Source organism: Flavobacterium sp., from assembly GCF_028689845.1.
In the GTDB taxonomy this organism is placed as follows: Bacteria; Bacteroidota; Bacteroidia; order Flavobacteriales; family Flavobacteriaceae; genus Flavobacterium.
In genome coordinates this window covers 1-12,643 of sequence record NZ_JAQVCH010000009.1, presented here as the reverse complement: position 1 = coordinate 12,643, position 12,643 = coordinate 1, and the positions used below count along the sequence as shown (strand labels likewise).

The 12,643-nt window shown below is 33.3% G+C and carries 13 protein-coding genes and 1 other RNA gene; 6 read left to right on the top strand and 8 right to left on the bottom strand.

Annotation, left to right across the window (positions count from 1 at the left end; all coding sequences use genetic code 11):
- Positions 1-7: 7 nt before the first annotated feature.
- The 5 genes from PHR76_RS05210 to PHR76_RS05190 all read right to left on the bottom strand — a co-directional run bounded on the left by PHR76_RS05210 (position 8) and on the right by PHR76_RS05190 (position 3,932).
- A complete protein-coding gene (locus tag PHR76_RS05210; protein ID WP_300059268.1) occupies positions 8-910 on the bottom strand; it encodes a ParB/RepB/Spo0J family partition protein in 903 nt (300 codons plus the stop codon).
- A 6-nt stretch (positions 911-916) separates the two neighbouring features.
- Entirely contained in the window at positions 917-1,681 is a 765-nt protein-coding gene (locus PHR76_RS05205; RefSeq protein ID WP_300059266.1) for an AAA family ATPase, read from the bottom strand.
- A gap of 149 nt (positions 1,682-1,830) precedes the next feature.
- Positions 1,831-2,712: an SDR family oxidoreductase gene (locus PHR76_RS05200; protein ID WP_300059264.1), complete on the bottom strand. Its 882-nt coding sequence runs from the start codon at positions 2,710-2,712 to the stop codon at positions 1,831-1,833.
- Between the two features lie 94 nt (positions 2,713-2,806).
- The gene (locus PHR76_RS05195; protein WP_300059262.1) at positions 2,807-3,373 is read right to left on the bottom strand and encodes a GNAT family protein; all 567 of its coding nucleotides are present in this window, start codon (positions 3,371-3,373) and stop codon (positions 2,807-2,809) included.
- A 4-nt stretch (positions 3,374-3,377) separates the two neighbouring features.
- Positions 3,378-3,932: a porin family protein gene (locus tag PHR76_RS05190; RefSeq protein WP_300059260.1), complete on the bottom strand. Its 555-nt coding sequence runs from the start codon at positions 3,930-3,932 to the stop codon at positions 3,378-3,380.
- Between the two features lie 227 nt (positions 3,933-4,159).
- Between PHR76_RS05190 and PHR76_RS05185 the strand changes: the two genes are divergently transcribed.
- The 6 genes from PHR76_RS05185 to xerD all read left to right on the top strand — a co-directional run bounded on the left by PHR76_RS05185 (position 4,160) and on the right by xerD (position 10,329).
- Positions 4,160-4,675: a porin family protein gene (locus tag PHR76_RS05185; RefSeq protein ID WP_300059258.1), complete on the top strand. Its 516-nt coding sequence runs from the start codon at positions 4,160-4,162 to the stop codon at positions 4,673-4,675.
- 175 nt (positions 4,676-4,850) lie between these two features.
- Positions 4,851-5,447 carry an outer membrane beta-barrel protein gene (locus PHR76_RS05180; RefSeq protein ID WP_300059257.1) on the top strand — a complete coding sequence of 199 codons (597 nt, stop codon included), beginning with the start codon at positions 4,851-4,853 and terminating at the stop codon, positions 5,445-5,447.
- A gap of 376 nt (positions 5,448-5,823) precedes the next feature.
- Positions 5,824-8,028, top strand: a complete 2,205-nt coding sequence (locus PHR76_RS05175; RefSeq protein ID WP_300059255.1) for a TonB-dependent receptor — start codon at positions 5,824-5,826, stop codon at positions 8,026-8,028.
- A 24-nt stretch (positions 8,029-8,052) separates the two neighbouring features.
- Positions 8,053-8,601 (top strand): PepSY-associated TM helix domain-containing protein, encoded by a 549-nt coding sequence (locus PHR76_RS05170; protein ID WP_300059253.1) that lies wholly within the window; start codon positions 8,053-8,055, stop codon positions 8,599-8,601.
- A gap of 156 nt (positions 8,602-8,757) precedes the next feature.
- Complete coding sequence (locus PHR76_RS05165) at positions 8,758-9,357, top strand: outer membrane beta-barrel protein (protein ID WP_300059251.1); 600 nt, start codon at positions 8,758-8,760, stop codon at positions 9,355-9,357.
- 75 nt (positions 9,358-9,432) lie between these two features.
- On the top strand, positions 9,433-10,329 hold the full coding sequence (xerD, locus tag PHR76_RS05160; RefSeq protein ID WP_300059249.1) for a site-specific tyrosine recombinase XerD: 897 nt from the start codon (positions 9,433-9,435) through the stop codon (positions 10,327-10,329).
- A gap of 133 nt (positions 10,330-10,462) precedes the next feature.
- Here xerD and rny read toward each other — a convergent pair whose 3' ends face one another.
- The 3 genes from rny to PHR76_RS05145 form a co-directional block, all read right to left on the bottom strand.
- Positions 10,463-12,019: a ribonuclease Y gene (gene rny, locus PHR76_RS05155; RefSeq protein WP_300059247.1), complete on the bottom strand. Its 1,557-nt coding sequence runs from the start codon at positions 12,017-12,019 to the stop codon at positions 10,463-10,465.
- A gap of 50 nt (positions 12,020-12,069) precedes the next feature.
- Positions 12,070-12,178, bottom strand: a non-coding RNA gene (ssrS, locus tag PHR76_RS05150) — 6S RNA.
- Between the two features lie 54 nt (positions 12,179-12,232).
- Entirely contained in the window at positions 12,233-12,526 is a 294-nt protein-coding gene (locus PHR76_RS05145; protein WP_300059245.1) for a cell division protein ZapA, read from the bottom strand.
- Between the last annotated feature and the right edge of the window lie 117 nt (positions 12,527-12,643).

Genomic DNA, 12,643 nt, shown 5'->3' with positions numbered 1-12,643 from the left:
CTTTGCACTATCCTTTAATTAAGGCTAAAATACGTTGAAAGTCCGCTTCTGATTTAAAAGGGATAGTGATTTTCCCTTTTCCGTTTGCTTCAATTTTAACATCAATTTTTGCTCCTAAAGTAGTTGCAATTTCTTTTTTATCGGATTCTGAAACTGAAAAGGGGGAAGGTGATTTACTCGTTTTTCCAACTTTTGGTTTCAATCCTTCTTGATGTGTTTTTACCAAGGATTCTGTTTCTCGAACGGAAAGATTTTGGCTTACAATTTTTTGATAAATGGCAGTTTGCACATCTTCATCTTCAATTGAAATCAAAGCACGACCATGTCCCATTGAAATGAAACCATCTCGTATTCCTGTTTGAATAATGGGATCTAACTTCAATAAGCGTAAATAATTTGCAATCGTTGATCTTTTTTTACCTACGCGGTCGCTCATTTGTTCTTGCGTTAATTGAATTTCGTCAATTAATCGTTGATAAGAAAGAGCTATTTCTATTGGGTCTAAATCGTGCCGTTGAATATTCTCAACTAAAGCCATTACTAATGATTCGTTGTCGTCCGCAATTCGAATGTACGATGGAATAACGTTTAAACCTGCAATTTTAGCAGCACGAAGACGGCGTTCACCTGAAATTAATTGGTATTTGTTAAAATCTAATTTCCGAACAGTAATGGGTTGAATTACACCAAGTTGTTTGATGGATGTTGCTAATTCTTGTAATGTTTCTTCATTGAAATTACTTCTGGGTTGAAAAGGATTGATTTCAATAACATCCAATTCCAATTCAATGATATTGCCAACGACTTTGTCTGCATTTTTATCCGTAACCGATTTGATGTCGTTTTCTGGATCTTTTAGCAAAGCGGATAATCCTCTTCCTAAAGCCTGTTTTTTGATAGCTTGTGCCATAAAATACTAACTATTTTTTTTGATAATTTCTTCTGCTAAACTCAAATAATTATTTGCTCCTTTACTTGTCGCATCAAAATTAATAATACTTTCTCCAAAACTTGGAGCTTCACTTAATTTTACATTTCGTTGAATAATGGTTTTGAAAACCATGTCGTTAAAATGTTTTTGTACTTCTTCTACCACTTGATTTGATAAACGTAATCGCGAATCAAACATAGTCAATAATAATCCTTCAATATCTAAATCTGGATTGTGAAGGCGTTGAATGCTTTTTATTGTGTTTAATAATTTCCCTAATCCTTCCAAAGCAAAATATTCACATTGAATAGGAATAATCACACTATCCGCTGCGGTTAATGCATTTAACGTGAGTAATCCTAGAGAAGGAGCACAGTCAATTAAAATATAATCATACTGATCTTTTATCGGTGCCAATGCTTCTTTGAGCATGTATTCCCGATTTTCTTTGTCAACCAATTCAATTTCAATGGCAACTAAATCAATGTGAGCTGGAATAATGTCTACGTTTGGGGCGGAGCATTGTATGATTGCTTCCTTAGCGGAATAGCTGTGTTCTAAAACCTGATAGGATCCAATAGAAACCGAGTCTACATCAACTCCTAAACCCGAACTAGCATTCGCTTGCGGGTCGGCATCAATTAGCAGTACTTTTTTTTCTAAAACACCTAAAGAAGCTGCTAAATTAACGGTAGTCGTGGTTTTTCCAACGCCCCCTTTTTGATTTGCGATTGCAATTATTTTGCCCATTGAATTTAAAAATTTAGTGCCGTAAAATTACGATAATTTGTGGGTTTTTCAACTTCAAGTTGTTAACAAATGTTAATAGTGATGGTTGTCAATTGTTTACCTTTTTCAGTTGTGAAAAGTGAAAAAAAATGGCAAGATGAAAATCAAATTTACTTGTTTTTCTTAGCTTTAATCATTGCTTCTAACATGTCCCACATTTCCTCTGGAATGGCTTCTAATAAATTGAACTGACCAGCACCTTTTAACCATTCTCCGCCATCAATCGTAATGACTTCACCATTAACATAAGCAGAAAAATCAGAAACTAAATACGCTGCTAAGTTGGCTAATTCTTGATGGTCGCCTACTCGGTTGAGCGGTACTTTTTTAGCCATATCAAACTTTTCAGCCAAATCACCGGGTAATAATCGGTCCCATGCTCCTTTGGTTGGGAAAGGTCCTGGTGCGATGGCATTACTTCGAATTCCATATTTTGCCCATTCTACAGCCAAACTTCTGGTCATCGCCAAAACACCCGCTTTAGCAGTGGCACTTGGCACTACATAAGCCGAACCTGTCCAAGCATAAGTGGTCACAATATTTAAAATAACTTTATTTTCTTCTTTGGCATCAATCCAATGTTTTCCAAAAGCTAAGGTGCAGTTTTTAGAACCTTTTAAGACGATATCGATAATGGTATCAAAAGCATTAGCAGATAAACGTTCGGTAGGGGAGATGAAGTTGCCCGCCGCATTATTTAATAAAACATCTACTTTTCCAAATTTTTGAATAACTTCTTGTAGCATCGCTTCTACTTGTTCATAATAACGAACATCACAAGCTACTGGTAAACAAGTACCGCCTGTTTTAGCTTCTAATTCGGCTGCAGTGTTTTTTAATTTTTCTAAATCTCGTGAGGTAATAGCTACTTTTGCTCCTAATTCAAGAAAATAATTGGTCATCGCTTTTCCTAAGCCACTACCACCACCTGTTACAACAATTACTTTGCCTTCTAAGGCATTGTCACGAAGCATTTTTGCAGAAAAATCCATAGTTATTTTTTTTGTAAAGATATATAAACGAAAGTAGCTAAAAAATTAATTTTAGCTACTGTGTAATTGATTAAATAATTTTTTTCTAAACTTATTAACCTGATTTATTGAAATTCTTTTTTAGAATAGAATAAACCACTGAATCCCAAAATTTACCATCCCAATATTCGTTTTCCAAGAAATGAGCTTCTTTCACAAAGCCATTTTTTTCTAAAACTTTCGCAGAAATACTATTTTCTGGATCTACAACTGCTTCAATCGAATGAAAATTCAATTGATTAAAACCATAATCCAACGTTAAATAAATCGCTTCACTGGTTATGCCTTGATTTTGAAATTCGGGCAAAAGCATATATCCAATTTCTGAACGATAATTTTCTGGCTGAATGCGATAATGACCAATAATCCCAATCATTTTTGGACTTCCTTTTAAGGTGATTGCCCAATTAATACCAAGATTTTGCTCAATTTTTTCAATAATCATCGCAATGTGCTCCATCGCCATTTCTTTAGAAGTTATTAAAGGACGTGGAATGAATTTCATGTTTTCAGAATTTCCTCTTAAGGATAAAACTTCATTCACATCTTCTATGGTAACCGCTCGAAGAAGCAATCGTTTTGATTCAAGAATTGGAAATGGGCTAAAAGAAATGGACAGCATATTTTTATAGAAAGATTCCGACAGAAAATTGAATAACGGAATTTTTAATGTCGCTGTCTTTTTTTACTTCTGTTAAACCAGCAATATAACGCCCCGACACAAATATGTTATTGGTAAGTTTATAACTTAATCCAGCAGCAAATCCGAAATCAAACGTTTCAGAGTCATCGAAATTAACCTCATTTTTCTCGCTAACTAAGAAGGAAAGTTGTGGTCCCGCTTCTAAACTTAGTTTATTATCTGTTAAATAAAATTTTATCAAAACAGGTAAAGCAATATAACCTAATTCATTTTTGAATTGAACTCCTAGACCATCTAGTTCAGCTCCTTGAGTAGAATATAATAATTCAGGTTGTAACGCTAAGTTGTCTAATAATTTTAGTTCTGCAACTACACCAAAATGATAATTCGTAAGGGTCTTAAAATCGACCCCTTCAATATCTCCACCTCCAAAATTTGAAAAGCTAATCCCTGCTTTAGCCCCTAATTGGAGAAATTGTGCGTTGGTATTGCTAAAGAACAAGCACACTAAAACTGTAGTAAAAATTGATTTTTTCATAGTTTTTTATTTTATGTAGTTGTTAAGTTTACTACATAACGAAGGTAGTCAATTAATTAGTATTTTGTGTCTAATTTTGGGAGTAGATTTTGTCTAATTTACATAATTTTGATTATTAACAATTTAAACTAAAAGTGTTAATAAATTTGTTAATAATTGTTGAATCTATTAAGGGTTAGGCTTTTATAAAGTTTTATATTTGATTAATTAATATTAAAACAATTATCATGAAAAAAATTATCTTAACAATTATGGCGTTTGCTGCATTTGGGACAGCGAATGCTCAAGACATTAAGTTTGGTGTCAAAGCAGGAGCAAACTTTTCAAATTTTACTGGTGATGCTGATGTAGATGGAAGAACAGGTTTTTATATAGGTGGTTTAGCTGATTTTACTGTTTCTGAAAAGTTTCACGTTCAACCCGAAGTATTATATTCGATGGAAGGTGGTAAAGATGCAGAATTAGACTTTGTTAGAATTCCAATAATGGCGAAGTATTATGTCATGGATGGCTTAAATTTACAAGCTGGGCCAATGTTAGGATTTAAAATTGGTGGTGAAGATGGTTTGGATGAAGCCACAAAATCATTAGATTACGGTTTAGGTTTTGGAGCTGCTTATGAATTGCCTATTGGTGTATTTTTTGATCTTAGATATAACTTAGGTTTAGCAAATATCAGCGATAATGATATGTTTGATTTAGGAACAACAGCTTTCCAAGTAGGGTTGGGGTACCGATTCTAACATCATAAAAAAAGTTTTTATAAAGCCATACTTTTTAAGTGTGGCTTTTTTTGTTTTAATTATTAACAATTTAAATAAAAAGTGTTAATAAATTTGTTAACAACTGCAAAGAGACCTAAAAACGAGGCTTCTTTAATGTGGTTAAATTTGTTAAATAAACTTTAAAACAAATATCATGAAAAAAATTATTTTAACAATTATGGCTGTTGCCGCTTTTGGAACAGCTAATGCACAAGAAGAAACTCCTTCAGGAGAGGGTTTTTCAAAAGGAGATATGTTTGCTGAAGGAAGCTTTAGTTTCAGATCTGGAGACGTTGTAGACAGTTGGGCATTCAATCCAAGTATTGGCTATATGCTTGATGAGAATTGGGCAGTTGGTGGACGTTTGAACTTTGGTGGTTACAAAGATAACGATGGTGACAAACAATCTGTGCTAGGCGTTACAGGGTTTGCTCGTTATTATTTCTTAACGCTAGGTGAAGATAAAAGCTTTAACGCTTTTGGAGAAGCTGGAATCGGTTATTCTGCTGTTACTACTGAGCCAAACGGTATGGATAAATCTACAGATAATAACATGAATGCTACTATTTCTCTTGGGTTAAATTATTTCTTTACAGATCATTGGGCTGCTACATTTACTTTAGCTAATATTTTACAATATAATAGCTTTAGTCCAGAAAATGGCGATAACTCTAGTGATTTACAAGTTGAAGTGAATTTATTTAATAATATTTTTGCTCAACCACAATTTGGTTTATTATACAAATGGTAATCATTATAATGTAAACTTTTCTAAACCATCCATGCAATTGGATGGTTTTTTTTTTGATATTATTCACTCTTCGATTTTTTTTTAAACAAAGCTTTGTACAATTTATGAATTCTTCAGTTCAATGTCGCTTATTTTGTTCTTTAAGATATAATTACCGGTTTACTTAAAGCTTTCATTTATAAAGATTTAAGTTTTTTTACCTAATTAGATATATTATTTCTAGCTAATTTTCTTTAAAATTTTACTTAATTCATACTTGTAAAACCTTCTTATACAACGAATTAAAATATTTATTTAAAATAAGTCTAAATAAATTTTGTAAATTTAATTTAGCTTAATATTTTTGCATCGTTATTTTAATTAATTCTTAATAAAGATGAAAAAAATTGTATTTGCTACTTTGTTTATTTTAAGTTCTTCGTTTCTTTTTGCCCAAGAATCAGATTTTAGTCAGTATGACGAGTATGAAATTGAAAACGATACCGTTAAGAAATTGAAAGAAGTTATTTTAGAAGCAGATAATAATCCTTCAAAATCTTCTGTCAATAGAGCGGGTATCAAACCAATGGATTTGCCACAAGCAGTGCAAGTAATTAGCGTTGAAATGATACAACAACAACAACCACTTCGCTTAAGCGATGTAATTAAAAATGCAAACGGCGTATATGTTGGTTCTGCACGTGGTGGAGCCCAAGAATCATTTTGGTCTAGGGGCTATGATATGAGCTCTAACAATATGTTTAAAAATGGGTTTAGATTTTCTAGCGGTTCTATTCCTGAAGTTTCTTCTTTAGAAAAAGTAGAAATCTTAAAAGGAAGTACCGCTTTATTATATGGAAATGTTGCTCCAGGTGGTATTTTAAATATGGTTACTAAAACCCCTAATTTTAAAACGGGTGGTGAATTAATAATGCAAGCGGGAAGTTATAGTTTTTATAAACCATCGGTGGATGTTTATGGAGTTTTTAACAAGTCGGTGGCCTTTCGCTTCAATGGCTCGTATGAAAACTCAGAAAGTTTTCGAGATTATGTGACCAAAGAACGCTATTATATTAATCCTTCCTTATTAGTTAGAGTTAGTGATAAAACAGAAATTACTATTCAAGGTGATTATTTAAATGATGATTGGACACCCGATTTTGGAACAGGAATGATTGGGAAAGAGATTGCTGATGTGCCAAGAAACGCCTACTTAGGTGCAAAATGGTCTACGGGAAATACCGTGCAATCCTCCGCTTCCGTCTTGGTAAATCATGAGTTTAATTCCGCTTGGAAACTTAATTTTAATACTTCTTTTCAAGATTATGATAGAATCTCTACCGCTACAGAGCGTATTCAACCTGCAGCAAATGGCGATTGGAATCGTCCTTATGGAAGAAATAAAGCAGTTGAACAAATCATTGCCAATCAAATAAGCATTCAAGGAAATTTTAAAACCGGAAAAATAAAACACCAACTATTTACTGGAATTGATACAGAATTGTCCGATGCCGATTCCTATACATATAAATTTTATAATGCTACTACAGGAGAATTTGTGGCCACCTATGATATGGTAAATATTTTTGATCCTTTATCATATGCAGAAGCAAATGAGGGGCTTGTTTTACCTTCAAAAGAAACAAAAATTGTGAAAACAGAAACGGGACGATATGGAATTTATGCACAAGATTTGATTTCATTTACTGAAAAAATTAAAGCATTAGTCGGCCTTCGTTATACGTATCAAGAAGCAAAACCAGTGACGTATGATAAAATAGCAAACACAGAAGTGGTAGAAAAAATTAGAAATGACAGAGCTTTTTCTCCAAAATTAGGATTGATTTATCAACCGTTAAAAACGCTGACTTTATTTTCTAGTTATTCAAACTCGTTTACACCAAATTCAGGAGTAACCATTACAAACGAAGCGATGCAACCATCAATCATCGATCAGTATGAAGCGGGAATTAAAAATGAGTTTTTAAAAGGTACATTGTCAACCAACCTAACTTTTTACCATATTGTCAATAGCAATTTAGCACAAACTGCCGAATTTGATGCAGATGGAAATGTGAATACAAATACCAATATAAAAGAGCTAAGTGGCGAAACTACTAGTAAAGGATTAGAAATTGACATTAGTTACAGACCTGTAAATGGTTTTACTATGAATGCCGGTTATAGCTATAATGATATGCGTTATACCAAAACAACAGGAGTAAAAGGGAGTTATATTGAAGGAGATCGTTTAACGAGAACGCCACAAAACACGGCTAACATAAGTTTCTTCTATACTTTACAAAGCGGAATGTTTAAAAATGTTTCTTTTGGAGCTCTTGGAAATTACATCGGAGATCGAGTAGGTGGATGGAATAACCAAATTGACCCTACTAAACCAAACGGAATTTATGACCGTGAAGTGCCGCTTGATAGCTATACAACAATTGATATATCTGCAGGATATGAATGGAAGAAATTTTCAATTCTGTGTAAATTATCAAATATTACTAACGAATTGAATTATACAGTTCATGAAAATTATAGTGTCAATCCAATCGCACCAAGACAAATATTGACTTCGTTACGATACAAGTTTTAATTCGAATCTATTTATAGTATAAAAATGAAACAAAAATTAGTGAGAGACCTCCACCGAGATTTAGGCTATTTCTTTTTAGGATTGATTATAACCTTCGCGTTTTCAGGGATATTAATGAATCATCGCGATGCTTGGCATCCAGAAAAATATACGGTTGAAACAAAAGCTGTCGAAATTAAACGTTTAGAAAGTAAAGAAATTTCAGAGGAGAAAGCTCAAAAAATAGGTCAAGAATTAGGTATTGAGGATAAATTTAGACGGCATAAAGTAAAAAAAGGCGAACTTACAATTTCTTATGAAAAAAATGATGTTAGCATCAATTTGGAAACTGGAAAAGGCGAAGTAGTTACTTTTATAAAAACACCAGTAATTAGCCAAATGATGAAATTGCATAAAAGCACCTCTAATTGGTGGATTTATTTCTCTGATATTTTTGGAATTTCTCTAATTGTTATTGCTGTTACGGGCACTATGATGATTAAACATGGCAAACAAACTTTTAAGCAAAGAGGTTGGAAATTGGCCTTAGCCGGTTTAATCTTTCCTTTATTATTCTTGTTTTTTCTAAATTAAACTAAATAAATATTTACCGCTGCTTTATTTTACAATAAATAGAGCAGCTTTTTTATTTAAAGCAAATCAGTTTAAAATTTAAGTTTAAAAAAATATTCAAACCTATAATTTTCATGAAATTTTATAGTATTATTGCATGCAATTTAATATATAAATATGAAAAAATTAACGGTGTTAATCCTTATGCTGTTTGCCTTTAACTTGGCTACAGCTCAACGAGAAGGTGGCTTTAGAGTAGGTTTGGATTTCGGAATAATTCCTGCCAGTGGTGGCGTAGGTGTTTCTTTTGATATTGAGCCAAAATACAATATAAAAGAAAACATGAGTGTCGGACTACGAATAGGAGGGGCCGCAATTGCACGAGATATTAAAGAGATTGGTTCTACAACTTTTGTAACAGCTACAGGAATTGCTTCTTATATTGGAACATATGATTATTATTTTCCATCAGGAAAATCGTTCGTACCTTTTGTAGGAGCCGGTATTGGATATGCTTCGGCACTAAGTGTTAGAGCAAGTGACGATGAAAGTATTAGTGGTTTAGACCCTGAAACTGGTGTTGGTGGTGTAATAAGAGGCGGATTTGAATGGGGAAAATTCAGAATGAATGTAGAGTATAATTTTGTGCCTGAATCAAGACTATATTATACCTCTTTTCCTGGTGGCGGTGTAATTCCAGATGATACTATTGTAAACTCCTATTTTGCCATAAATCTTGGTTTTTATATTGGTGGTGGAAAATGGAAGAAAAATTAAAATAGAAACTCAAATATTTAACCTTTCTTACTAAGAAAGGTTTTTTTTGTCTTTTAAACAGATTATATTTGAAAGATGAATTGGCAACCCTATATAAAAAGTTTTCAATCGTATTTAAAAATTGAAAGAGGATTATCCCCTAATACACTGGCAAATTACACCTTTGATTTACAGCGATTAACGCAGTTTTTGGAGGAAAATAATATTGATACAAATCCAATTACTATTTCTGAAGAAGAAGTTCAACTTTTTATTTATTCCATTTCTAAAGAAGTAAATCCCCGTTCGCAGGCACGAATCATTTCTGGCTTAAAAAGTTTTTTTACCTATTTAATTTTTGAAGATTATCGCACGGACAACCCAATGGAGTTGATTGAAACGCCTAAAATTGGACGAAAATTGCCCGACACACTTTCTATTCAAGAGATTGATTCCTTAATTGCTGCGATTGATTTGTCTAAACCGGAAGGCGAACGCAATCGAGCGATGTTAGAAACCTTATACGGTTGTGGATTGCGAGTTTCGGAATTAATTTCACTCAAAATTTCTGATTTATTTTTTGAAGAGGGTTTTATAAAAATTACCGGAAAAGGGAATAAACAACGTTTTGTCCCAATTGGAAAGGCTACCGTAAAGTATATTAATTTATACCATAAGGAAATTCGAACTCATCTTCCGATTCAGAAAGGACAGGAAGATACACTTTTTTTAAACAGAAGAGGAAGACAACTAACACGAGCGATGATTTTTACCATAATCAAAGACTTAGCTAAAAAAATAAATTTAAATAAAGCCATTAGTCCACATACTTTTCGCCATTCATTTGCCACACATTTGCTAGAAAATGGTGCCGATTTACGTTCTATCCAATTGATGCTCGGACATGAATCAATCACTACTACAGAGATTTACGTGCATTTAGACCGTCAACATTTGACTCAAATTGTAAATCAATTTCATCCGAGGAAGTAGGTTTCAGTTTACAGTCGCAGTTTACAGTCACAGCCTAGAGTTAAAATAAAAAAAGCAACTCTAATTTAGAAATTGCTTTTTTATCATTTATTTTTATTGACATTGCTACTGTCAACTGCGACTGAAAACGGAACTACTTCGCTATATTCACTGCTCTTGTTTCTCGAATCACGGTAATTTTTACTTGACCAGGATAAGTCATTTCGGTTTGAATTTTTTGAGAAACTTCAAACGAAAGCTTTGCTGCTTCATCATCAGAAACTTTTTCACTTTCTACAATAACACGTAATTCACGTCCTGCTTGAATAGCATACGCACTTTTTACACCGTTAAAACCAAAAGCAATGGCTTCTAAATCTTTTAAACGTTGAATATACGAATCCAATACTTGGCGTCTCGCACCCGGACGTGCTCCCGAAATGGCATCACATACTTGAATGATTGGCGAAATTAAATATTTCATTTCTATTTCATCATGGTGAGCTCCAATGGCGTTGCATACTTCTTCTTTTTCACCATACTTTTCTGCCCATTGCATTCCTAAAATTGCGTGAGGAAGTTCACTTTCTGCATCAGGTACTTTTCCAATATCATGAAGTAATCCGGCACGTTTGGCTAATTTTACATTCAATCCTAATTCGGCAGCCATAATACCACATAGTTTTGCTACTTCCCGCGAGTGTTGTAATAAATTTTGTCCGTAAGAAGAACGGTATTTCATTCGTCCAACCACTTTAATTAATTCAGGATGTAAGCCGTGAATTCCTAAATCGATTACTGTGCGTTTACCCACTTCAATAATCTCGTCGTCAATTTGTTTGGTCGTTTTGGCCACTACTTCTTCAATTCTGGCAGGGTGAATACGACCGTCTGTTACTAATTTATGTAAGGATAAACGAGCGATTTCTCGTCGAACCGGATCAAAACAAGAAAGAATAATTGCTTCAGGTGTATCGTCTACAATAATCTCAACGCCGGTAGCTGCTTCTAAAGCACGGATATTTCGACCTTCTCGACCAATAATTCGACCTTTTACATCATCTGATTCAATGTTGAAAACAGAGACGCAATTTTCTACTGCTTCTTCTGTTCCCACCCGTTGAATAGTGGTAATAATTACTTTTTTAGCTTCTTGTTGAGCGGTTAATTTTGCTTCTTCTAAAGTGTCTTGAATATGAGCCATGGCCTCTGTTTTGGCTTCAGCTTTAAGGCTTTCCACTAATTGTTCTTTAGCTTCTTCTGCTGATAAACCAGAAATAACCTCCAGTTGTTGCACTTGACTTTTGTGCAATTTTTCTAATTCAATTTGTTTTTTATCTAATAGTTCAACACGATTATCATAATCAGCAATTTTTGCTTCAAATTCATCGGCTGATTTCTTTGCTCTGGCTAATTCATTAGAAACTTGCGATTCTTTATCTCGAGTTCTTTTTTCAACTTCTGCAATTCTTTTGTCTTTTGATAAAATCTCTTTTTCATGCTCTGATTTTAACTCTAAAAACTTTTCTTTAGCTTGAAGTAATTTGTCTTTTTTTAGGTTTTCAGAATCAACTTTTGCATCTTTTAAAATGTTTGCGGCCTCTTTTTTTGCATTTTTGATGAGGTTTGAAACATTGCTCTTCTCAATGATTTTTGCAGTAGCAAATCCTGCTATGATGCCAATAATTCCAACAATTATATTTATCTCCATTTTCTGTGTTAAGGTATTATATAAAAAAAGCCTACATTAGGTGATTGTATAAACTCGTAAGGACAAGTTTTGAGCTAACGCATTGTTCAAGGATCCTACTACAAGGTAGGCATGCTTTAGTAATGACGATTTGCTCATTCTAAATTGTTAGTGTTGAGTTTATCAAATAGAAACTAATGTAGGCAGTATCTTGATTAGTATGTAAGAACGTATTTATTTTTCTAGATAAGTAGCTAATAAATCATTTATTGTTTTCAGTCTTTCTAATGATTCCTGACTGTCTTCCGTTTTTTCGATTTGTTTTTGCTCTAATTGAGAGGCAAATTGTAAAGCACACATAGCCAATACATCTTGCTTGTCTCGAACAGCATAATTTTGTTCAAATTGCTTAATCATTACATCGATTTTTTTTGACGCACTCTGCAATCCTTCCTCTTGACTTGGATCTACCGTTAGTGGATAGATGCGGTCTGCAATCGATATTTTAATTTTAAGCTTTTCGTTCATACTGTTTTAATCAGATAACTGTGCAATACAGTAATCAATTTCACGAATTAATGAATTTATTTTAAGCTTCGTATCTCTTTTGTTGTCGTCACTGCCTAATAATGAATTGGCTATTTT

Excerpts from the sequence above, each read along its gene's own strand:
- PHR76_RS05145 (WP_300059245.1), bottom strand. The coding sequence starts at position 12,526 with ATGAACGAAAAGCTTAAAATTAAAATATCGATTGCAGACCGCATCTAT.
- PHR76_RS05170 (WP_300059253.1), top strand. The coding sequence starts at position 8,053 with ATGAAACAAAAATTAGTGAGAGACCTCCACCGAGATTTAGGCTATTTC.
- PHR76_RS05180 (WP_300059257.1), top strand. The coding sequence starts at position 4,851 with ATGAAAAAAATTATTTTAACAATTATGGCTGTTGCCGCTTTTGGAACA.
- PHR76_RS05190 (WP_300059260.1), bottom strand. The coding sequence starts at position 3,932 with ATGAAAAAATCAATTTTTACTACAGTTTTAGTGTGCTTGTTCTTTAGC.
- xerD (WP_300059249.1), top strand. The coding sequence starts at position 9,433 with ATGAATTGGCAACCCTATATAAAAAGTTTTCAATCGTATTTAAAAATT.
- PHR76_RS05175 (WP_300059255.1), top strand. The coding sequence starts at position 5,824 with ATGAAAAAAATTGTATTTGCTACTTTGTTTATTTTAAGTTCTTCGTTT.
- PHR76_RS05165 (WP_300059251.1), top strand. The coding sequence starts at position 8,758 with ATGAAAAAATTAACGGTGTTAATCCTTATGCTGTTTGCCTTTAACTTG.
- PHR76_RS05200 (WP_300059264.1), bottom strand. The coding sequence starts at position 2,712 with ATGGATTTTTCTGCAAAAATGCTTCGTGACAATGCCTTAGAAGGCAAA.
- PHR76_RS05205 (WP_300059266.1), bottom strand. The coding sequence starts at position 1,681 with ATGGGCAAAATAATTGCAATCGCAAATCAAAAAGGGGGCGTTGGAAAA.
- PHR76_RS05195 (WP_300059262.1), bottom strand. The coding sequence starts at position 3,373 with ATGCTGTCCATTTCTTTTAGCCCATTTCCAATTCTTGAATCAAAACGA.
- rny (WP_300059247.1), bottom strand. The coding sequence starts at position 12,019 with ATGGAGATAAATATAATTGTTGGAATTATTGGCATCATAGCAGGATTT.
- PHR76_RS05210 (WP_300059268.1), bottom strand. The coding sequence starts at position 910 with ATGGCACAAGCTATCAAAAAACAGGCTTTAGGAAGAGGATTATCCGCT.
- PHR76_RS05185 (WP_300059258.1), top strand. The coding sequence starts at position 4,160 with ATGAAAAAAATTATCTTAACAATTATGGCGTTTGCTGCATTTGGGACA.